21 protein-coding genes are annotated in these 21348 nt (G+C 71.9%); 9 read left to right on the top strand and 12 right to left on the bottom strand.

Annotated elements, in window-relative coordinates; genetic code table 11:
• Positions 1 to 905 precede the first annotated feature (905 nt).
• From AC5L30_RS23830 to groES, 3 genes are all read right to left on the bottom strand, one after another.
• Entirely contained in the window at positions 906 to 2495 is a 1590-nt protein-coding gene (locus tag AC5L30_RS23830) for a molybdopterin-dependent oxidoreductase (RefSeq protein ID WP_494869870.1), read from the bottom strand.
• Positions 2496 to 2850: 355 nt separating this feature from the next.
• Positions 2851 to 4491, bottom strand: coding sequence for a chaperonin GroEL (gene groL, locus AC5L30_RS23825; RefSeq protein WP_494869865.1), 1641 nt, complete (start codon positions 4489 to 4491; stop codon positions 2851 to 2853).
• A gap of 70 nt (positions 4492 to 4561) precedes the next feature.
• A complete protein-coding gene (gene groES / locus AC5L30_RS23820) occupies positions 4562 to 4876 on the bottom strand; it encodes a co-chaperone GroES (RefSeq protein WP_030330046.1) in 315 nt (104 codons plus the stop codon).
• 259 nt (positions 4877 to 5135) lie between these two features.
• Here groES and AC5L30_RS23815 point away from each other — a divergent pair, with 259 nt between their 5' ends.
• From AC5L30_RS23815 to AC5L30_RS23780, 8 genes are all read left to right on the top strand, one after another.
• Positions 5136 to 6332, top strand: a complete 1197-nt coding sequence (locus AC5L30_RS23815; RefSeq protein ID WP_494869864.1) for a THUMP-like domain-containing protein — start codon at positions 5136 to 5138, stop codon at positions 6330 to 6332.
• 25 nt (positions 6333 to 6357) lie between these two features.
• A complete protein-coding gene (ybaK, locus tag AC5L30_RS23810) occupies positions 6358 to 6837 on the top strand; it encodes a Cys-tRNA(Pro) deacylase (RefSeq protein ID WP_494869863.1) in 480 nt (159 codons plus the stop codon).
• Positions 6838 to 7016: 179 nt separating this feature from the next.
• Positions 7017 to 8102 carry a sugar ABC transporter substrate-binding protein gene (locus tag AC5L30_RS23805; protein WP_494869862.1) on the top strand — a complete coding sequence of 362 codons (1086 nt, stop codon included), beginning with the start codon at positions 7017 to 7019 and terminating at the stop codon, positions 8100 to 8102.
• A gap of 114 nt (positions 8103 to 8216) precedes the next feature.
• The gene (locus AC5L30_RS23800; RefSeq protein ID WP_196919761.1) at positions 8217 to 9035 is read left to right on the top strand and encodes an ATP-binding cassette domain-containing protein; all 819 of its coding nucleotides are present in this window, start codon (positions 8217 to 8219) and stop codon (positions 9033 to 9035) included.
• A complete protein-coding gene (locus AC5L30_RS23795; protein WP_494869861.1) occupies positions 9032 to 10294 on the top strand; it encodes a sugar ABC transporter permease in 1263 nt (420 codons plus the stop codon). The genes AC5L30_RS23800 and AC5L30_RS23795 overlap by 4 nt, the downstream gene beginning before the upstream one ends.
• 22 nt (positions 10295 to 10316) lie before the next feature.
• Positions 10317 to 11498: an ROK family protein gene (locus AC5L30_RS23790; protein ID WP_430497987.1), complete on the top strand. Its 1182-nt coding sequence runs from the start codon at positions 10317 to 10319 to the stop codon at positions 11496 to 11498.
• A 19-nt stretch (positions 11499 to 11517) separates the two neighbouring features.
• On the top strand, positions 11518 to 11814 hold the full coding sequence (locus AC5L30_RS23785; RefSeq protein ID WP_494869860.1) for a DUF1707 SHOCT-like domain-containing protein: 297 nt from the start codon (positions 11518 to 11520) through the stop codon (positions 11812 to 11814).
• A gap of 125 nt (positions 11815 to 11939) precedes the next feature.
• Positions 11940 to 12680, top strand: a complete 741-nt coding sequence (locus AC5L30_RS23780; protein WP_494869859.1) for a DUF4142 domain-containing protein — start codon at positions 11940 to 11942, stop codon at positions 12678 to 12680.
• A 33-nt stretch (positions 12681 to 12713) separates the two neighbouring features.
• Here the strand turns inward: AC5L30_RS23780 and AC5L30_RS23775 are convergent, their stop codons facing one another.
• The 4 genes from AC5L30_RS23775 to tsaB are packed head-to-tail and all read right to left on the bottom strand — an operon-like array spanning position 12714 to position 15178.
• Positions 12714 to 12968 (bottom strand): hypothetical protein, encoded by a 255-nt coding sequence (locus AC5L30_RS23775; RefSeq protein ID WP_053660576.1) that lies wholly within the window; start codon positions 12966 to 12968, stop codon positions 12714 to 12716.
• Between the two features lie 14 nt (positions 12969 to 12982).
• On the bottom strand, positions 12983 to 14029 hold the full coding sequence (gene tsaD / locus AC5L30_RS23770) for a tRNA (adenosine(37)-N6)-threonylcarbamoyltransferase complex transferase subunit TsaD (RefSeq protein ID WP_030330026.1): 1047 nt from the start codon (positions 14027 to 14029) through the stop codon (positions 12983 to 12985).
• On the bottom strand, positions 14022 to 14504 hold the full coding sequence (gene rimI, locus AC5L30_RS23765; RefSeq protein ID WP_494869858.1) for a ribosomal protein S18-alanine N-acetyltransferase: 483 nt from the start codon (positions 14502 to 14504) through the stop codon (positions 14022 to 14024). The genes tsaD and rimI overlap by 8 nt, the downstream gene beginning before the upstream one ends.
• The gene (gene tsaB, locus AC5L30_RS23760; RefSeq protein ID WP_494869857.1) at positions 14501 to 15178 is read right to left on the bottom strand and encodes a tRNA (adenosine(37)-N6)-threonylcarbamoyltransferase complex dimerization subunit type 1 TsaB; all 678 of its coding nucleotides are present in this window, start codon (positions 15176 to 15178) and stop codon (positions 14501 to 14503) included. Before tsaB ends, rimI begins: the two co-directional genes overlap by 4 nt.
• Positions 15179 to 15518: 340 nt before the next feature.
• Between tsaB and AC5L30_RS23755 the strand changes: the two genes are divergently transcribed.
• Positions 15519 to 16223 (top strand): helix-turn-helix domain-containing protein, encoded by a 705-nt coding sequence (locus tag AC5L30_RS23755; RefSeq protein ID WP_494869856.1) that lies wholly within the window; start codon positions 15519 to 15521, stop codon positions 16221 to 16223.
• 80 nt (positions 16224 to 16303) lie between these two features.
• Here AC5L30_RS23755 and ung read toward each other — a convergent pair whose 3' ends face one another.
• The 5 genes from ung to AC5L30_RS23730 all read right to left on the bottom strand — a co-directional run bounded on the left by ung (position 16304) and on the right by AC5L30_RS23730 (position 21328).
• Positions 16304 to 17005, bottom strand: coding sequence for a uracil-DNA glycosylase (ung, locus tag AC5L30_RS23750; RefSeq protein ID WP_494869855.1), 702 nt, complete (start codon positions 17003 to 17005; stop codon positions 16304 to 16306).
• Positions 17006 to 17070: 65 nt separating this feature from the next.
• Entirely contained in the window at positions 17071 to 17553 is a 483-nt protein-coding gene (gene tsaE, locus AC5L30_RS23745; RefSeq protein ID WP_494869854.1) for a tRNA (adenosine(37)-N6)-threonylcarbamoyltransferase complex ATPase subunit type 1 TsaE, read from the bottom strand.
• Positions 17550 to 18653, bottom strand: coding sequence for an alpha/beta fold hydrolase (locus tag AC5L30_RS23740; protein ID WP_494869853.1), 1104 nt, complete (start codon positions 18651 to 18653; stop codon positions 17550 to 17552). The genes tsaE and AC5L30_RS23740 overlap by 4 nt, the downstream gene beginning before the upstream one ends.
• Complete coding sequence (gene alr / locus AC5L30_RS23735) at positions 18650 to 19768, bottom strand: alanine racemase (protein ID WP_494869852.1); 1119 nt, start codon at positions 19766 to 19768, stop codon at positions 18650 to 18652. The genes AC5L30_RS23740 and alr overlap by 4 nt, the downstream gene beginning before the upstream one ends.
• 90 nt (positions 19769 to 19858) lie before the next feature.
• Positions 19859 to 21328, bottom strand: coding sequence for an NAD(P)H-hydrate dehydratase (locus AC5L30_RS23730; protein WP_494869851.1), 1470 nt, complete (start codon positions 21326 to 21328; stop codon positions 19859 to 19861).
• Positions 21329 to 21348 lie beyond the last annotated feature (20 nt).

The raw sequence follows: 21348 nt of genomic DNA, 5'->3' as shown, positions 1-21348 counted from the left end.
CCCGACGCCTACGCCCAGTGGGAGCAGCAGGCCACCGACCTCGTCACCCAGCACTGGAACAGCTGACCCCCGCACCACCGCAGAACCACGCACGACCGCACGACCGCACGACCGCACGACCGCACGACACCGACCGCTGGCCGGCACCCCCAACCCGGGGTGCCGGCCAGCGGCCTCTTGCCGCCGTTGACCGCTGACCCTTGACCGCTGACCCTTGACCCTCGGCCGCTGACCCTTGGCCGCTGCCCCTTGGCTGCTGGCCACTGGGACGCTGGCCCTTGGCCGCTGGCCCCTGGCCGCTGCCGCTGGGGACGCCGCGCTGCGCGGGTCCGTGCGGGAGGCGGATCGCGCCATCTGGTCGGCGGCTGCCCGCAGATCTTGGACAGTTACCGTTCCGCGCGAACGGAAACTGTCCAAGATCTCGCGGCGCATGGCCGAAACGCCACCCGATGCGGAGTAGATGTCATGGTCGAGAGGCTACCCACGGCGCAACGACGGGACCCGGCGGCGCAACGGCCCGGCGCAACGGCCCGGCGGAGGCGGAATGGCGCCGACCGACCGCCCCCGCGAATCTTGGACACCTGTCCGGCGCGAACGGAAACTGTCCAAGATCTGCATGCACTGTCCGAGGCATCAGCGGTCAGCCAGGGGTCCGCCGGCCCGGCGGGACAGTCATGGGAACCCGCAGGCCAAGTCCAGGACACCGCCACCGACGCTCACGGCACGTCGCGGACCCAGCCCCCGCCAACCCACAGAAGGATCGCGGGGTACAGCCACCTACCCGCAGGGCACGTTGCGGACACAGCCCACCACCCCACTAAAGGGTCCAGGACACAGCCACGACCCGGAGGGCACATAGCGGACCCGTATCGCCAACGACCCGGGTGGCGATGCTGTGCCGTGGGTCAGCGGACGGTGACGGTGACCGTGTGCCAGCCGGTGGCGCCATCCGGGACGACGTCCTGCGTACGCTCGGTTTGGGTTTCACCGGTCGCGTCCGTCGCTCGGACCTGGAGCCGGTGTTCGCCTGGCGTGGCGTCCCAGCGCCAGGACCACTGCACCCAGGTGTCCACCGACACGGCCGGGGCCAGCTCGGCCTGCTGCCACTGGCCGTCGTCGACGCGTACCTCGACTCGGCGGATGCCACGGTGCTGCGCCCAGGCCACGCCGGCGATGGTCACCGGCCCGGCGGTCAGCTTGTTACGTCGTCGGGGCGTGTCGATCCGGGACTGGGTCTTGATCGGGCCCTGGGCGGACCAGCCGCGCGGCACCCAGTACGCGTCGAAGTCGGCGAACCGGGTCAGCTCCAGCTCGGTGACCCACTTGCAGGCCGACACGTAGCCGTAGAGGCCCGGCACCACCACCCGGGCCGGGAAGCCGTGCTCGACCGGCAGCGGCTCGCCGTTCATTCCGACGGCCAGCAGCGCGTCCCGTCCGTCGCGCAGCGCGGCGGTGGGGGTACCGCAGGTCCAGCCGTCGACCGATCGGCCGACGACCTGGTCGGCGTCGTCGTCCGGCTCGACCTCGTCGAGCAGTTCCCGCAGGGGTACGCCGAGCCAGCGGGCGTTGCCGATCAGGTCCCCACCCACCTCGTTGGAGACGCAGGCGAGCGTGATGTACCGCTCGACCAGCGGTCGGGCCAACAGATCCGCGTAGCTGTAGGTGCGCTCCTTGCCGACCCGCCCGTGGATCCGCAGCCGCCAGGTGTCCGGGTCTACCTGGGGCACCACCAGCGCGGTGTCGATCCGGTAGAACCCGAAGTTCGGGGTTACGTACGGCGCGAGTTGGGTCAGAGAGAGGTCCGCGCCTGCCGGCACGGCCGGTGCGGGGGCGACCGGCGCGGGCAGGCGGATCGCCTCGCGGGCTGCGGACACACCGCGCCGACCCGCCAGCCAGCGCCCGCCGAGACCGGCCACCACGGCCGTGCCGAGCAGCACTCCGCTCCCGGTGAGGAACCGTCGCCGCGAGTCCGGGTCCACTTCGGCAGGCCCGGCCGGTTCGACCGCCGCCGTCGGCCCGGCAGGAGTCACCGGAACCGGCCCCGCCGGCGACACCGGCACCGGCCCGCCGGGCGACACCGGGCCGGCCGGCGACACCGGCCTGCCGGAGGAAGGCACCGAGCCGCCGGGCGGAGACATCGAGCCGCCAGGCGAAGAAACCGGGCCGCCGGGCGAAGGCACCGGGCCGCCGGGCGACGGCACCGGGCCGCCGGGCGACGGCACCGGGCCGCCGGACGACGCTGAACCAGCGGTCGGCGTGGGTGGTGACCAGGGCCAGGGGTTCAGCTCGAACGGTCCGGCGATGAACAGCCAGAGCACCAGGGCGCCGAGACCGGCACCGATCAGGGATGGCAGCGCGTCGGCGAGGTCCGCGCCGGAACGGGTCAACGCGGAGGCCACGCCGATGACGCCGAACGCGGCGATGCCGGCCAGGCCGAGTGCCAGCCGGCGAACCGCCAGTACGCCGAAGAGCGCGGCGAAGCCGCCCAGCAACACGGCCGTGCCGACCAGCAGCGCGATCTTGTCGGCGGTCCCGAAGAGATCGATGGCGAGTTGCTTCAACGACTCGGGGACGGCGTCGACGATGACCCCGCCGACCGCGACCAGGGGCGCCGACCGGGGGCCGGTCAACACCGCGACCGGTTCGGCGATCCCGATCGCGACGGCGGCGGCGGTGATTCCGGCCAGCGCGGCGTACCGCCGTGACGTGGTGCTCATCGGCCCAGTGTGCGCGATCATCTCGCCCGGTCGCCAACAACGTCAGCGTTCGGTAATGACCTACCAGCCGACAAGACGAGCCGGGGCACACCGCCGTACGGCGGTGTGCCCCGGAACGGGTGTCGCTACCGGATCAGAAGCCCGGGCCGTGCTGGTGGCCGTGACCGTGGCCGTGCCCGCCGGCGGCGGCCGGCTCGGCCTGCTCCGGCTTCTCCACCACGAGGCTCTCCGTGGTGAGCAGCAGACCGGCGATCGAGGCGGCGTTGGTGACCGCGTTGCGGGTCACCTTCACCGGGTCGATGATGCCGGCCTTGACCAGGTCGACGTACTCGCCCTTGGCGGCGTCGAGGCCGTTGCCCCACTCGAGGTCGGCGACCTTCTGCGTCACGACGTAGCCGTCGTGACCGGCGTTCTGGGCGATCCAGCGCAGCGGCTCGACGAGCGCCTTGCGCACGACCGAGACGCCGACCTTCTCGTCACCGGTGAAGCCCAGGTCGTCGTCGAGCACCGACAGGATCTGCACCAGGGCGGCGCCGCCGCCGGGCACAGTGCCCTCCTCGACCGCAGCCTTGGTCGCCGCGATGGCGTCCTCGATGCGGTGCTTGCGCTCCTTCATCTCGACCTCGGTAGCCGCGCCAGCCTTGATGACGGCGATGCCACCGGAGAGCTTCGCCAGCCGCTCGGCCAGCTTCTCCCGGTCCCAGTCGGAGTCGGATGCCTCGATCTCCTTGCGGATCTGGGAGACCCGGTCGGCGACGTCGGCCTTCTGGCCGCCGCCGTCGACGATCGTGGTGTTCTCCTTGTCGACCACGACGCGCCGGGCGGTGCCGAGCACCTCCAGGCCGACCTGGTCGAGCTTGTAGCCCAGCTCCGGGGCGACCAGCTCGGCGCCCGTGGAGATCGCGATGTCCTGGAGCATCGCCTTGCGCCGGTCACCGAAGCCCGGGGCCTTGACCGCGCAGACCTTGAGGGTCTTGCGCAGCGAGTTGACCACCAGGGTGGAGAGCGCCTGGCCGTCCACGTCCTCGGCGATGATCAGCAGGGGCTTGCTGTTCTGCAGGACCTTCTCCAGCAGCGGCAGCAGCTCCTCGATCGCCGAGATCTTCTGGGTGGTGACCAGGACGTACGCGTCCTCAAGGACGGACTCCTGACCCTCCAGGTCGGTGACGAAGTTCGGCGAGATGAAGCCCTTGTCGAACTGGAGACCCTCGGTCACGTCCAGTTCGGTGGTGAGCATCGAGCCTTCCTCGACGGTGATGACACCGTCGCGGCCGACGCGCTCCATCGCCTCGGCGATCAGGTCGCCGATCGTGGAGTCCTGCGCGGAGATCGTCGCCACGTTCGCGATCGACTCCTTACTGGTGACCTCGGCGGCACGGCCGAGCAGCGCCTCGGAGACCTTGACGGCCGCCGCGTCGATGCCCCGCTTGAGGCCGGCCGGGTTGGTCCCGGCGGTCACGTTGCGCAGACCCTCGCGAACCATCGCCTGGGCCAGCACGGTCGCGGTGGTGGTCCCGTCGCCGGCGACGTCGTTGGTCTTGGTCGCCACCTCCTTGACCAGCTGCGCGCCAAGGTTCTCGTACGGGTTGGTGAGCTCGATCTCCTTGGCGATGGTCACACCATCGTTGGTGATCGTCGGCGCACCGAATTTCTTGTCCAGGACGACGTTGCGCCCGCGCGGGCCGAGGGTGACCTTGACCGCGTCCGCGAGGGCGTTGACACCGTGCTCCAGCAGGTGCCGGGCGTCGTCCGAGAAGCTCAGGATCTTCGCCATTAATGTCCCTTCGAAGCGCCATTGCCCCGGCCCGGCGAGCCGGACCGGGGCAGTGGCACTGATCGGTTGCTTACTTCTCGATGACCGCGAGGACGTCGCGGGCGGAGAGCACCAGGTACTCCTCGCCGGCGTACTTGACCTCGGTGCCGCCGTACTTCGAGTAGAGGACGGTGTCGCCGACCTGCACGTCAACCGGAACCCGGTTGCCGTTGTCGTCGACGCGCCCCGGGCCCACAGCGAGGACGGTGCCCTCCTGCGGCTTCTCCTTGGCGGTGTCGGGGATCACGATGCCCGACGCCGTGGTGGTCTCAGCCTCGTTCGCCTGGACCACGATGCGGTCCTCGAGCGGCTTGATCGCAACCTTGGTCGCGGTAGTCACGGGCATACCCTCCTGGGGTACTGGTTTCGTTGCTGGCCAGCGGGGCTGACCAGCGTCAATCTGCCTCATGCCACCGGGCGGTGCCGTCGTCGCGGGTGCCGGTCCGCCTGGCGTGCGCACCCGGGTCGCGAGACCCGGAAGCTGGCACCCTCAGGGTGAGAGTGCTAATCGCAGGTTATTCCGTGGCTAGCACTCCGTCAAGGAGAGTGCCAGCGCGTCGCGCCCCGCCAGCCAGGATTTTCGGGTCGGCCGGGACAATGGCCGGGTGGATCTCGATCAGCTGGCGGCGCTGCGTACCCCTGAGGGGTCGGCCGCCCTCACGGCGGCGGCCGGGCTGGCCGGCGGTGATCCACTGGCCGCGGCGTCGGCGCTGCGCGCGGCCGGGGTGCCGCCGACGTTGGCCGCGGCGGCACTCACCCAGGCCGAGCTGCGCCACCGTGCGGTCGGCAAGTTCGGCCCGGCCGCCGCTGGGATGTTCCTCACCCGTCCCGGCCTGGAGCAGGCCACCCGCCGGGTGGTCGCCGACCGTCGGGCCGCCCGGTTGTACGCGGCCGGCGTGCGCACCCTGGCCGACCTCGGGTGCGGGCTCGGGGCCGACGCGTTGGCCGCCGCCCGGGCCGGCATCCGGGTGTACGGGGTGGAGGCCGACCCGGTGACCGCCGCGATGGCCGCCGCCAACGCCACGGCGGCCGGGCTGGCCGAGCTGTTCACGGTCGAGTGCGGCGACGCGACCGGGTTCGACGTGTCCCGGGTCGACGGGGTCTTCTGCGATCCGGCCCGCCGCACCAGCGGCACCGGGCGGCGGATCTTCGACCCGCGCGCGTACTCGCCACCGTGGGACTTCGTCACCGGGCTGGCCGAGCGGGTGCCGCGCACCGTGGTGAAGGTGGCGCCGGGCCTGGACCACGCGCTCATTCCGGCCGGCGCGGAGGCCGAGTGGGTCGGCGTGGACGGCGACCTGGTCGAGGCCGCGCTCTGGTGCGGCGAACTGGCGGAGGTGCCCCGCCGAGCCACCCTCTACCGCCAGCGGGGTGCCGAGGCCCACCGCCACCAGCTCACCGGCTCGGGTGCCGCCGAGGCGCCGGTCGGGCCGCCGCGCCGATACCTGTACGACCCGGACCCGGCGGTGGTCCGCGCGCACCTCGTCGCCGAACTGGCCACCGAACTGGACGCCACCCTGGGCGATCCGAGCATCGCCTACCTCTACGCCGACCAGCCGATCCGCACCCCGTACGCGCGCTGTCTGGAGATCACCGACGTGCTGCCGTTCTCGCTCAAGCGGCTGCGGGCGCTGCTGCGCGACCGTCGGGTGGGCCGCGTGGAGATTCTCAAGCGGGGTTCGGCGCTCACCCCGGAGCAGCTCCGGCGGGACCTGCGGCTGGCCGGGGACGAGGCGGCGAGTCTGGTGCTCACCCGGGTCGACGGCGCACCGACGGTGCTGATCGGCCGGCCTGTCGACTAGCCCCGTCTCGACTAGCCTCGTCGCTGTGGCGGGACAGGGCACGCCGGCAACGGCACTGGTGGTCAAGCGCGGGATCGCGCATCGCACCCATCCGTACCGGGTGTCGCCGGACGCCCCGAACTACGGCGCATTGGTGGCGGTGGCGCTCGGTGTGGCACCGGAGCGCGTGTTCAAGTCGCTGGTGACCGAGGTCGACGGCGCGCTCACCGTGGCGGTCGTCCCGGTCACCGGCGAGTTGGATCTCAAGGCGCTCGCGGCGGCGGTCGGCGGCAAGCGGGCGGCGTTGGCCGACCGGGCGGTCGCCGAGCGGGCCACCGGCTACGTGCGCGGTGGGATCAGCCCGCTCGGGCAGCGTCGACGGTTGCCCACCGTGCTGGACGAATCCGCGCTGGATCTCCCGACGATCTACGTCTCGGCTGGTCGGCGCGGTCTGCAACTCGAACTGGCCGCAGCGGATCTGGTGGCGCTGACCGACGCCCGCACCGCGCCGTTGCAGACCCACTGACGACCTTCGTTACGTCGACTCCCCCGTGGGATACCCGGGGAGTAACAGTCGCGTTGCTGAATTGTTATCGCTCCCAACAAACTATGCACCTGCGCGGTCTTGTGGAGCCGGTGTGACGCGAAATACGTTGCCGGACACAACAAAACAACACCTCCCCCACCTCCGAAAGGACCCTGCACATGCGTAAGGGGATCCTCACCATCGCCGCCGTGGGCCTGCTCACGACCGGCGGCTTGACCGCCTGTGGCGACGACTCCGGCGACAAGGCCGGCTCCGACAAGACCCCCAAGATCGGCGTGATCCTGCCGGACAGCAAGTCCTCGGCCCGCTGGGAGACCGCGGACCGTCGGTTCCTGGAGGAGGCGTTCAAGGCCGCCGGCGTCCAGTACGACATCCAGAACGCGCAGAACGACAAGACCGCCTTCCAGACCATCGCCGACCAGATGATCACCGGTGGCGTCACCGCCCTGATGATCGTCAACCTGGACTCCGGCACCGGCAAGGCAGTGCTCGACAAGGCCAAGTCGCAGGGTGTGGCCACCATCGACTACGACCGGCTCACCCTGGGCGGTTCCGCCCAGTACTACGTCAGCTTCGACAACGAGACCGTCGGCAAGCTCCAGGGCGAGGGTCTGTCGAAGTGCCTGACCGAGAAGGGCGCCAAGAACCCCGTCGTGGCGTACCTGAACGGCTCCCCCACCGACAACAACGCCACCCTCTTCAAGGCCGGCTACGACTCGGTGCTCAAGCCGAAGTTCGACGCCAAGGAATACGTCAAGGGCCCCGAGGACGCGGTGCCGGCGTGGGACAACGCGCAGGCCGCGACGATCTTCGAACAGCAGCTCACCAAGGCCAACGGCAAGATCGACGGCGTGCTGGCAGCCAACGACGGCCTCGGCAACGCGGCGATCTCGATCCTGAAGAAGAACAAGCTCAACGGCAAGGTGCCGGTGACCGGGCAGGACGCCAGCACCGAGGGCCTGCAGAACATCCTCGCCGGTGACCAGTGCATGACCGTCTACAAGGCGGTCCGGGAAGAGGCCAAGGCCGCCTCCGACCTGGCCATCGCGCTCGCCAAGGGTGAGCAGAAGGACACCGGCCAGACGGTGAAGGACGGTGACCGCGAGGTCCCCTCGGTGCTGCTCACCCCGAAGGCCATCTACAAGGAGAACGTCAAGGACGTCATCGCCGACGGCTACGTGACCAAGGAAGAGGTCTGCACCGCGGCGTACACCAAGTTCTGCGCCGAAGCCGGCATCAGCTGACCGACGCCGCAGTACCCGCCGGGACGACCATCGCCGCCCGGCACGGGAGAGCCCTCCCGTGCCGGGCGGCGCCTGCCGGACGGGCCCCGACCCTCCCTTAAGAAGGAGACCCCCGTGTCCGCGACCCCCCTGCTGGAACTCCGCGGGATCGACAAGAGCTTCGGTCCCGTCCAGGTGCTCCGCGACGTCGCCCTGACCGTCCACCCGGGCGAAGTGACCGCACTGGTCGGCGACAACGGCGCCGGCAAGTCGACCCTGGTGAAGTGCATCAGCGGTATCCACCCCACCGACGCCGGAGAGTTCCTGTTCAACGGTGAACCGGTGCACATCGGCAGCCCCCGCGACGCCGCCACGCTCGGCATCGAGGTCGTCTACCAGGACCTCGCGCTCTGCGACAACCTGGACATCGTGCAGAACATGTTCCTCGGCCGGGAGAAGCGCAGCGGCATCGTCCTGGACGAGCCGACCATGGAACAGCTCGCCGCCGAAACCCTGGCGGGGCTCTCCATCCGCACCGTCACCTCACTACGCCAGCACGTGTCCAGCCTCTCCGGCGGGCAGCGCCAGACCGTGGCCATCGCCAAGGCGGTGCTCTGGAACAGCAAGCTGGTCATCCTGGACGAGCCGACCGCGGCGCTCGGCGTGGCACAGACCGCCCAGGTGCTCGAACTGGTCCGCCGCCTCGCCGACAACGGCCTGGCCGTGGTGCTCATCTCGCACAACATGAACGACGTCTTCGCCGTCTCCGACCGGATCGCCGCGCTGTACCTCGGCCAGATGGTCGCCCAGGTGAAGACCACCGACATCACCCACGCCCAGGTGGTCGAGCTGATCACCGCCGGGCGCTCGGGCGGGCTCGGCCTCGCCACCGACCCGGGCAGCAACGGCGACGGCCCGCAGCCGGCCGACTCGATCTCAGGAGGCGTCCGATGACCACCACCGCCGTGCGGAAGGACGGCCCCGCGGCCGTCACACCCCCGCCGACCGTCGGAGGCCACGTCCGCAACTACCTGAGTCGGGTACGCGGTGGCGACGTCGGCGCGCTACCAGCCGTGCTCGGCCTGATCGTGCTCTGCACCGTCTTCGCGATCATGCGGCCGTCGTCGTTCCTGTCGGCCGGCAACTTCGCCAACCTCTTCACCCAGGGCGCGGCGGTCACGCTGATCGCGATGGGCCTGGTCTTCGTGCTGCTGCTCGGCGAGATCGACCTCTCCGCCGGCTTCGCCAGCGGCGTCTGCGCGGCCGTGCTGGCCAATGTGGTCACCGTGCTCGGCTACCCCTGGTGGGTCGCCGTGCTCGCCGCGGTCGCCACCGGTGTGGTCATCGGCACCACGCTCGGCATGCTCGTCGCGAAGATCGGCATCCCGTCCTTTGTGGTCACCCTCGCCGGTTTCCTCGCCTTCCAGGGCGTCGTGTTGCTGCTCGTCAAGGAGGGCACCAACATCTCCGTCCGCGACGACGTGCTGGTCGCCATCGCCAACCGCAACCTCGCCCCCACGCTGGGCTGGGCACTGACCGCCATCGCGGTCGTCAGCTACGCGGCGGTGCAACTGCTGCGCCACCGCACCCGGGTGGCTCGCGGTCTGATCACCGACCCGCTCGCGGTGGTGGCGCTGCGGATCGGCGGGCTCGCCGTCATCCTCGGCACCGCCGTGTACGTGCTCAACCTGGAGCGCAGCCGCAACGTCCTGATCAGCTCACTCAAGGGTGTGCCGATCGTTGTCCCGATCATCGCGGTGCTGCTGATCATCTGGACCTTCGTGCTCCAACGCACCAGCTACGGCCGGCACATCTACGCCGTGGGCGGCAACCGGGAAGCGGCCCGCCGAGCCGGCATCGAGGTCGACCGAATCCGCATCTCGGTCTTCGTGATCTGCTCCTCGATGGCCGCCATCGGTGGCATCGTGGCGGCCAGCCGGGCCAACTCGGTCGACCCGAACACCGGGGGCAGTAACGTACTGCTCTACGCGGTCGGCGCAGCGGTGATCGGCGGCACCAGCCTCTTCGGTGGCAAGGGCCGCGTCCTCGACGCCGTACTCGGCGGCGCGGTGGTCGCGGTCATCGAAAACGGAATGGGCCTGATGGGGTACAGCGCGGGAGTCAAGTACGTGGTCACCGGCGTCGTGCTGCTGCTCGCCGCCAGCGTCGACGCGCTCTCCCGCCGCCGCGCGGCAGCCACCGGCACCCGCTGACCGCGCGGGAGGTAGCACCAGCATGCGCCCAGGACCAAGCCAGGATGACGTCCGACGGCAGAACCTCGGGGCCCTGCTGCGGCACGTGCACGTCCACGGAGCGACCACGCGTGCCGAACTGACCACCACGTTGGGTCTCAACCGCAGCACCATCGGCGCGCTCACCGCCGACCTGTCCGCAGTGGGGCTGGTCAGCGAAGGGGCACCGAAGGAGACCGGCCGGGCCGGACGACCGTCACTGGTCGTCCGGCCCGAGTCGGCCCGGGTCTACGCGTACGCGTACTCAGTGGAGGTGGACCGGCTACGCGCGGCCCGGATCGGGCTGGGTGGCGCGGTCCTGGACCGTCGGGATCTGGACCGGCCGCGCGGCCTGCTGGCCGCGGAGGCCGCGCCGCTGCTGGCCGGCGCGGTCAAGGAGATGCAGCAGCTGGTGCCGGCGGACGCGATCTGCGTCGGTGCCGGCGTCGCGGTCTGCGGCATGGTCCGCCGGGACGACGGCCTGGTCCGGCTCGGCCCCACCACCGGTTGGGTGGATGAGCCGATCGGCGCGGCCCTCGCCGACGAGTTGGGCATCGACGTACCGATCACGGTGGGCAACGTGGCCGACGTCGCCGCGTTCGCCGAACACGCACGAGGTGTGGCGGCGGGTTGCGACAACGTCCTCTACCTGTACGGCGACGTCGGCGTGGGTGCCGGCATCATCGCCGGCGGGCGCCGGTTGACCGGGCACGGTGGGTACGGCGGCGAGGTCGGCCACATGAAGGTGGTCCGCGACGGCAGGCCCTGTGAGTGCGGCTCCCGGGGCTGTTGGGAGACCGAGATCGGCGAGCACGGTCTCCTGCGCGCCGCCGGACGCTCCGACGCCCGGGGCCGCGACGCGCTGTTGGAGGTCTTCGACGCGGCCGACCGGGGGGACGCCCGGGCCCAGACGGCGGTCCGCCAGGCCGGCGACTGGCTCGGCTTCGGGGTGGCCAACCTGGTGAACGTCTTCAACCCGGAGATGGTCATCTTCGGCGGGACCATGCGTGACCTCTACCTCGCGGCGGCGGCCCAGATCCGCAGCCGGCTCAACTCCAACGCGCTCGGCGCCTGCCTGGAGCACGTGCGACTGCGCACGCCGAAACTGGGTGCGGACGCGCCCCTGATCGGTGCCGCCGAGCTGGCCTTCGAACGGCTCCTCGCCGACCCCCTCGACGTGGGCTGATCCGCGTACGCTGTCCGGCGTGGATGTCGAGCTGCGCGCCTCCGACGACGACCGCAACCGGGTGGTCGCCGCGCTGCACCAGCACACCGCGGCGGGCCGGTTGACGCTCGACGAGTTCTCCGATCGGGCCGGTGCGGTGTGGACGGCGCGCACCCTCGGTGACCTGGCCGCGCTGACCCGCGACTTACCGGCCCTGCCCAATCCGGCCGTCGACGCCGGCCCGGTCGGGCGCGGGCGTCAGGAGTTGCTGATGGTCTTCGCCGCCGCGGCGCTCACCCTGCTGCTGCTCGGCGGCCTGCTCGCCGTCACCCGCTGATCCGGGTCGCTCCGCGATGAACTGATCGCGCGATCAGTCCGTACCAGTGGGCGGACGGGCAACCGGCACGGTACGGCTGCCCGGTCCAGACGCGTTCCGGTCCGGACCGAGGAGGCACCACAGACATGGCACCGCTCAGATCCGCCCATCGCCGACTGGGCACCCGGACCCACCGAGCGGCGATGCTGCTCATCGCGGTCATCGCGGGGGTCGGTGTCCTGCCCGGCGTGGCCGTCGCCGCGCCCGCCGGTGGCCAGCAGCTCAACGCCGCCGACATGACACTGCTCAACGGGGTGCGGTTGGCCGGGCTGTGGGAGATGCCAGCCGGCCAGATGGCCGCCGAGAAGGGACAGTCGGCGAAGGTCCGGGAGATCGGCGCCGGCATCGCCAGCGAGCACCAGAAGCTCGACCAGCTCGTGGTCGACGCGGCCAACAAGTTGGGCGCGACGATCCCCAGCGAGCCGACCGCCGAGCAGAAGGGCTGGCTGGCCGAGATGCAGAAGGCCTCCGGCGCTCGGTTCGACCAGATCTTCGTCACCCGGCTCCGGGTCGCCCACGGCAAGATCTTCCCGGTGATCGGCGCGGTCCGCGCCAGCACCCGGGACGCCACCGTCCGCAAGCTCTGCGACGACTCCAACGGCTTCGTGATGCACCACATGCAGATGCTGGAGAGCACCGGCCTGGTTCGCTGGCCGGAGCTGCCGCCGGCCGCGCTGCCCGCCCCGGGTGAGGACGGGCTCTTGGCCGCCGCCTCCGCCAACTCCGGCCCGCAGGTCGGAGTCAGCAGCACCGTCGTCTGGCTGGTCTTCCTCGCCGCGCTGGGCACCGGCGGAATCGCCACCTACCGGATGTTGCGCCGCAGCTGACCAGTCAGCTCATGGCCTGGATGGTGGCTCGCGTCAGCGGTCTACCTGGGTGAAGTCCCAGGAGTGCGGGGCGCGGGCCACCAGCAGGGCTGGCGGGTCCGGCAGCGGGCGGGGGTTGCTGCGCCACTTGGAGATGACCACCACGCGGTGGTCGGTGGAGGAGAAGACCTCGCTGGAGACGTGCAGCGGGTCGTGCTCCAACTCGGGCAGGGCGGTGTCGCACACCCAGGTGATCAGATCGGCGACTCCGTACGCCTCGGCGCGCGCCTCCCACATCCGCACGATCATGTCCGCCGCTCCCGTCACACGCTGACCGTGGTCAACGGCAGAGCCGAATCGGCTGGCAGGTCCAGTCGGCTCGGAGCGACCCCGGCGGCGACCAGGTGCGAACCGAGCGCGGCCACCATCGCGCCGTTGTCGGTGCAGAGCTTCGGCCGGGGCACCCGGACCTGGATGCCGTACTTCTCGGCCCGCTGCTCGGCCATCGCCCGCAGCCGCGAGTTCGCCGCCACTCCGCCGCCGATGACCAGGGTCTCGATGCCCTGCGCGCGACAGGCGGCGAGGGCCTTGCTGGTCAGGACGTCACAGACCGCCTCCTGGAAGGACGCGGCCACGTCGGCCACCGGCACCGGCTCGCCGGCACGCTGACGGGCCTCGACCCACCGGGCCACCGCCGTCTTCAGGCCCGAGAACGAGAAGTCGTACCGGTGGGCGGCGAGATCCTTCGCGGCGGTCAGACCGCGGGGGAAGGCGATCGAGGCGGCATCGCCGGCCCGCGCCTCCCGGTCGATGGGCGGACCGCCCGGGAACGGCAACCCGAGCAGCCGGGCGACCTTGTCGAACGCCTCCCCGGCCGCGTCGTCGATGGTGGCGCCCAGCGGGGTGACACCCCGGGCCAGGTCGTCCACGAGCAGCAGGGACGAGTGGCCGCCGGACACCAGGAGCGCGATGGCGGGTTCGGGCAGCGGGCCGTGCTCAAGGGTGTCCACCGCGACGTGGGCGGCGAGGTGGTTGACGCCGTAGACGGGTTTCTCGGCGGCGAGCGCGTACCCCTTGGCGGCAGCGACGCCGACCAGCAGCGCGCCGGCCAGCCCGGGCCCGGAGGTGACCGCGATCGCGTCGATGTCGGCCAGCGTGACGCCGGCCTCGGTCAGTGCCCGGTCCATGGTCGGCACGATGGCCTCCAGGTGTGCCCGGCTGGCCACCTCCGGCACCACACCCCCGAACCGGGCGTGTTCCTCGACGCTTGAGGCGAGCGCGTCGGCCAGCAGGGTGTGCCCCCGCACGATGCCGACGCCGGTCTCGTCGCAGGAGGTCTCGATGCCCAGGATCAGTGGTTCGTCAGCCATGGTCGTGTGGTCCGTTCCCGGTCGGCTCGGCGTCGCGCCGCATGACCAGCGCGTCGGTGTTGCTCGGTTGGTAGTAGCCGCGCCGCACCCCGATCGGCTCGAACCCGTACGTCGCGTAGAGGCGCTGGGCTGCGGCGTTGTCCACGGCGACCTCCAGCAGGGTGCTGCGGGCGTCGCGCCGGACCGCCTCGGCGAGCAACTCCTCCAGCAGGGCGCGGCCGACGCCGCGCCGCTGGGCGTCCCGGCGAACGGCGATGTTCTGCACCCACACCTCGTCCGGCGGTACGCCGGCGAGCCCGGCGTAGCCGAGCACCGAACCGTCCGCGTCGACGGCGACCCGGTAGTGGTGCCCGTTGGCGAGTTCGCTCCAGAACATGGCGGACGACCATTTTTCAGCGCCGAAGAGGTCCGCCTCGATCGGCAGCACGTCGTCGATGTGCCACCAGCGGAACGGTTCGAGTCGTACCGCCGTCATGGCAGGACCGGTTTGCGGCCGGTCGCCGCGACCGCGTCGGGACGGCGCAGGTAGAGCGGGGTGAGCCGCTCGCTGGGCGCGCCTGCCCGGATCCGTTCGGCGGCGAGCAGCGCCAGCACGGTCGCGTCCGGGTAGCGCGGCTCGACCCGAACGGGCAGGTCCAGGACCTCGGCGTAGCGGTGCGCCCCGTCACCGACCGCGATCGTGGCGCCCAGTTCGCGGGCACGCGCGGCGGCGACCGCCGGCGCGGACACCTCGGGCCCGACGATCCGCTGGCCGGCATCGTCGTAGACGGCCCAGTAGAGCTCCTTGCGCCGGGCATCGCTGGCGGCCAGGACCGGCGCGCCGGACGCCGCCGGGTAGCCGATGGCGTCCAGCGAACAGACGCCGTACGTGGGGATGCCGAGCACCTGACCCATGGTCGCGGCGGTGACCAGACCGACCCGCAGCCCGGTGAACGGCCCCGGGCCGAGCCCGGCGACGATGGCGGCCAGGTCACGCGGGCGCGCGTCAGCGTCGGCGAGGACCGCATCCACCTGGGGGGCGAGCAGCTCACCGTGCGCGCGGGCGTCGACCGTGCACCGGTGCGCCCGCGACGCCACGCCGTCTGCCGAGACCTCCACCAGCGCCGCGGTGACCGCGGGGGTCGAGCTGTCCACCACGAGTACGAGCACGGTAAGCCAGCCTAGCCGCCCCGCCCCGCGCCCCGGTCACGCCCCGCCCCCGCCGCCACCCACGGTCACGCCCGAGCCAGCGGGCGGGCCGAGCCGGCGGGCGGCCCGAGCCAGCGGGCGGGCGGGCGGGCGGGCCAAGCGGGAGCGACGGGCCACATCCCCCAGTGAGCGGTATACCTGTGAGTCATAAATATGACTCACAGGTATACCGCTCATCAGGGAACGGCCCTGGTCGCCGGTGGCACGTCAGCCGCCGGCCTGTGGAGCGGGGCGACGGCCATCCAGTCGTGAATCCGCCTCAGCGGTTTCGGTCACGGCCGGCGTGATCCACCATCCCGGGATGCCAACTACGCGTCTTGCCGGCCTACTCGGCACTGCCATCCGTGAGCAACGGCAGTCGCGCGAGCTGAGCCAATCTGAGCTGGCCGAGTTGGCCGAAGTCAGCCAGGCGACGGTCGCCCGGATCGAAGGCGGCGACCGAGCGCCCAGCATCGACGTACTGGAGCGGTTGCTTGCCGCGATGGACGTGCAGTTGGTCATCGGGGTTGAGCCGTTGGACGCGCACCTCGACGCCCGGATCGACGACCTGGCCGCCCGGCCGATCGCCGAGCGGATCGACGAGCTTGGCCTGGATGAGCTGCTGAACCGGCTCAGCGACTTCCCGCAGGTGATCACCGGAAGCACCGCAGCGCTGTTGCAGGGAGCGCCGGTGCCGGTCGACGCGCTGGAGATCGCCCTGCGCTGGCAGGACTCCAAACCGTTGACCCGCTGGCTGGAGACGAACTACGGCCAGCGGTGGAACGCCCGCTGGGGTGAGTTCGGCGGGGTGTGGTTGGAGCCCGAGGAGCCGGGCGAACACCGGTGGTCGACCCGGTACGGGGAGATCAGAGCCACCATGTGCGACGAACTGCCCGAGACAATCGAGGTGCGCCACGGTGAGCGGAGTTACCAGGTGGTGCCGCTTGTCGAACTGGAGCTGAGCGAGCCACGCGCCGCCGAACTGTTACGCCGCTACCGGGACCGGCACCTGGCAAGCGACAGCTGAGCCAACTGCCGACTGAACCAGCCGCCGGCAGTGGTCAGCCCAGTGCCAGCTCAGCCGGCACTGGGCTCCCAAGTGTTAGCTCAGCCGGCGGTGCGCTCCCAGTCGATGGTCGGCAGGCCGGCGTCGGCCAGTGCCTTGTTGGCCGCGCTGAACGGGCGGCTGCCGAGGAAGCCGCGCGGGTTCATCGGGCTGGGGTGACCGGCCTCCAGCACCACGTGCTGCGGGTTGGTGACCAGCGCGGCCTTCTTACGGGCGTAGCCACCCCAGAGCAGGAAAACCACCCGGTCCGGTGCCGCGTCCAGTGCCCGGATGGTCGCGTCGGTGAACTCTTCCCAGCCGGCGTTGGCGTGCGAACCCGGAGTGGCCTGCCGGACGGTCAGCACCGCGTTGAGCAGCAGCACCCCCTGGGCGGCCCAACCGTCGAGGTTGCCGCTGCGCGGCTTGGGGACGCCCACGTCCTCGCCCAGCTCCTTGAAGACGTTGCGCAACGACGGCGGCACCGTCACACCATCACGAACGCTGAAACTCAACCCGTGCGCCTGCCCGGCCCGGTGGTAAGGATCCTGGCCGAGGATGAGCACCCGGGTGCCCTGCGGCGGGCAGAGCCGGTATGCCGAGAACAGATCCGCCAGCGGCGGGAAGACGGTCTGCGTCGCGTACTCCCGGGCGACGAACTCGCCCAACGCGGCGGTGCGGGCCGGGTCGAGGTGCGGGGTGAGCACGGCACGCCACTGCTCCGGCAGCAGGGCCAGCAGATCCAGGGCGGGAGCGTCGTCGGGCATCAGGAACCTCTCACAGCGCGGGTCGGTCCCCCGCACTCTAGGCATCGGGTACGACACCCGCCGACCTAGCCCAGGTCGGCGAGCCGCCGGGCCCAGTCGCCGCCGATCGGGTCCAACTCGACGATGCGGGTGTCGTCGTCGCGGCGGTCGATGCGAACCCGCAGGTGCGCGTCCACCAACTGCTCCACCAGGCCCTCGCCCCACTCCACCACGGTCACCGAGTCGTCCACCGACGCATCGAGGTCCAGGTCGTCGATCTCGGCGCGCGGGTCGGTGGCGTCACCCAACCGGTACGCGTCGGCGTGCACCAGTGCCACCCGGCCCCCCCGGGCCGGATCGGGACGGTGCACCCGGGCGATCACGAAGGTCGGCGAGGTGATGTCGCCGAGGACACCGAGCCCGGCGCCGATGCCCTGGGTGAGCGCGGTCTTGCCCGCGCCCAACGGGCCGGTCAACAGCACCAGGTCGCCAGCGTGCAGCAGCCCGGCCAGCCGCCGGCCGAAGTCCCGAGTGTCCTCGACGGTCGGCAGCTTGACGACGTGACTCACCGTTCCTCCACGTTCTGCAATGACTCCAGGAACCGCGCCAGCGCGGCGTTGACCTCGTCCGCGTGCTCCAACATCACCACATGACCGCTGTCCTTGATTTTCACGAACTCGGCGTGCGGCAACCGGCGGACGATCTCCTCGGAGTGGGTCACCGGAGTGATCATGTCCTTGTCACCGACCACCACCAGCACCGGAGTCGCCGCCAGCGCCGCCAGCGCCGGGAAGCGCGAGTGGGTGGCCAGGGTCCGCAGGTAGCGGGTCACCGTGTCGGCCGAGGTCCGGGAGTTCATCGTCTCCACGTAGGACACCAGCGACGGGCTGGGCTTGCGGGTGCCGAAGCCGTACTTGCGGGTCAACAGCCAGGCCACGTTCGACGTGGACTTGCGGGCCTTGTCGATCACCGGCCCGCCGTACCGGGTGGCGTTGCTGACCATGTATAGCACCGGGCCACCGACCCGGCCGAGCAGCGCGGGCGCGACCAGCTTGGTCTCCGCGATGAGCCCGCCCGACGTGGCCATCAGAACGGTGCCCACCACCCGGTCACCGAACAGCTCCGGGAACAGCTCGGCGAACGCCATGATGGTCATGCCGCCCATCGAGTGGCCGACCAGCACCAGCGGCCCTTCCGGGGCGGTTCGGTCGATCACCTGGCGCAACGTCCGGCCGAGCACCGCGAGGTCGTACTCCCCGGTCTCCAGCCGGCCGGACCGGCCGTGACCGGGCTGGTCGTACGCCACGATCCGGTAGTCACCGCGGGCGGCGAGCATCTGACGTTGGAAGTGGAACGTCCCCATGTCCAGGCAGAAGCCGTGCACCAGCACCACCGTCGGACGCCCCGGGACCGGCCGGGTCGGCTCGACCACCTCGACGTGGATGTCCGTGCCGTCCGGCAACTCCAGGCGGAACGCCTCGTCGTACCGCTGCTGGTCGAACGTCTCGTGCGCGTAGCGGTCGGCCGGGTCGGCCTTGAGCCGGCGGACCAGGGTGCGTTCGGTCGCGACCCCAGCCGCCAGACCCGCCGCGGCCACCCCCACCGCCGCGCCGACGATCCCCGCGACCCGGCCCGCGGCCGTCCGTGGGCGCGGAATCCGGTAGTTCATGGCCGCTCGCCGTCATAGACCCGGGGCACCCGCGTGCCGCCGAACCGGGTGACGATCTCGTAGTTGATCGTGCCGACCGCCTCGGCCCAGTCGTCCGCGGTCGGCTCGCCGTCGACGCCGCTGCCGAAGAGCGTCGCCACGTCGCCGTCGGCCACCGGATCGTCGCCGCAGTCGAGCACGAACTGGTCCATGCAGACCCGTCCCGAGATCGTCCGGCGTACGCCGCCGAGCTGCACCGGCCCGGTGTTGGACGCGTGCCGGGGGACCCCGTCGGCGTACCCGAGCGGCACCACGGCCAGGTTCGCGTCGGCTTCCGTCGTGTAGGCGTGCCCGTAGGAGATACCGGTGCCGGCCGGCACCCGCTTGGTGAGCATCACCCGGGCGCGGGCGGTCATCGCCGGCCGCAACCCGTACGTCTCGCCGGCCACCGGGGAGAGCCCGTAGATGGCCAGGCCGGGGCGGACCAGGTCGAAGTGGGTGTCCGGGCGGGTGAGGGTGGCGGCCGAGTTGGCGAGGTGCCGCCAGCGCGGTCGCAGCCCGGCCCGCTCGACCATGGCCAGCCCCTCGTGGAAGACGGCCAGTTGACGGTCGGTGGTGGGGTGGCCGGGCGAGTCCGCGTACACGAAGTGGCTCCACACGCCGACCACCTCGACCAGGCCGTCGGCCTGCGCCTTCGCGGCGGCGTCCAGCAGCGCGGGCCAGTCGGCGACGGTCGCGCCGCCCCGGGACAGCCCCGTATCGATCTTGAGGTGCAGGCGGGCGGGACGCTCGGCGAGGCGACTCGCCTCGATCATCTCGTCCAGTTGCGCCAGGCTGGCCGCGCCCAGGTCCACCCCGGCGGTGACCCCCTCGTGCAGCGGCAACCCGGGTGCGAGCAGCCAGGCCAGCACCGGCACGGTCACCCCGGCCCGCCGCAGGGTGAGCGCCTCGTCGAGGGTGCACACGCCGAGCCAGTCGGCGCCGGCGTCGAGCGCCGCGCGGGCGGCCGGGAGCATGCCGTGGCCGTACCCGTCGGCCTTCACCACCGCCATCAACTCGGCGGTGGTGCCAGAGCGGAGCCTGCTCACGTTCTCGCGGATGGCGTCAAGATCGACGCGTACCTCGGCCTGCCACATGTGCCCAGCCTACTTTCCGCCGTGATCACCGCGGGCGGCGACGCACGCGCCGACGCGCCGATCCGGTCACCGCACCCGGAACCGACCCGTTCAGCCCAGCCGGGCCAGCACCGGACGCAACGCGGTCGCCACGTCGGGCGCGGTCACCGGCCCGCTCCGGGCCGCCTCCCGCCCGGCCAGCCCGTGCAGGTACGCGGCCGAGGCCGCCGCCCGATCGGCGGGCACCCCGGCCGCCAGCAGCGAGCCGAGCAGCCCGGCCAACACGTCGCCGGTGCCACCGGTGGCCAGCGCCGGGGTGCCGGTCGGGTTGACGTACGCCCGACCGTCCGGCGTGCCGATCACCGTGCGGTCGCCCTTGAGCAGCACCACCGCGTTCATCCAGGCGGCCAGCCGCAGCGCGGCGCCGACCCGGTCCGCACCCGGCTCCTCCCCGCAGAGACGGGTGAACTCCCGGTCGTGCGGGGTGACCACGATGGGCGCGTCCCGACCCCGCAGCCGGTCGGCGAGCGAGCCGTCCACCAGCAGGGTCAGGGCGTCGGCGTCGAGCACCACCGGCACCGGGGCGGCCAGTACGGCACGCAGCTCGGCCGCCGCGTCGGCACCGGTACCCAGCCCGGAGCCGCAGACCCACGCCTGCACCCGGCCCGCGTCGGCGACCCGTCCACTGGCGATCACCGAGGGGTGCTGGTGCAGCACCTCGGCGCGGGCGCTGCCGGCGTAGCGGACCAGCCCGGTCGGCCCGGCCAGGGCCCCGCCCACGGAGAGCACCGCCGCGCCGGGGTAGGTCGCCGAGCCGGTCGCCACCCCCACCACACCCCGGGTGTACTTCTCCGACGCCGGGCCCAGCTCGGGCCACCAGTCGACCAGGTCGGACCACTCGGTGACCCGCAGCGCCGGGGTGCCGCGCAGCCACGGCCGTAGCCCGATGTCGACCAGTTCGACCTGCCCGGCCAGCGCGGCGGCCGGCCCCACCACCAGGGCGGGCTTCAGCGCGCCGAAGGCCACCGTCACGTCGGCGCGAACCGCGGTGGGCCGGCCGGACGCGGACAACGGCACGTGGCCGGTGTCGACCGCGACTCCGCTGGGCACGTCGACCGCCAGCACGGTGGCCCGTTCCCCGTCGCGTCCGCGCAGTTCGCCGAGGCGCTGGACCACCTCGTCGGCGTTCGCCCGTAGCCCGCCGGTGCCGCCGATCCCGACGATGCCGTCGAGGACCAGATCGACCGGGCCGGCCGGATCCGGCACCAGCCGGCCACCGGCGGCCCGCAGCGCGGCCAGGCCGGCGGCGTGCGCCCGCCCGGGGGTGAGCAGCAGGGCGGACACCTGGACACCCCGGCGAGCCAACCGCTCCCCCGCGTACAGCGCGTCGCCGCCGTTGTCACCGGAGCCGACCAGCAGCAGCACCCGGCCCCCGTAGACCCCGCCCCGCTCGGCGAGCAGGAGCGCGGCGCGGCGGGCCAGGCCGGCGGCGGCCCGCTGCATCAGCGTCCCCTCCGGCAGCGTGCCCATCAACCCCGCCTCGGCCGCCCGTACGTCGGCCACCCGCCACACCGCTCTCATGCCACCGTGTCCCATCCCGT

Source organism: Micromonospora sp. BQ32 (genome assembly GCF_059358895.1).
This window is presented reverse-complemented; position numbering and strand designations above follow the sequence as displayed.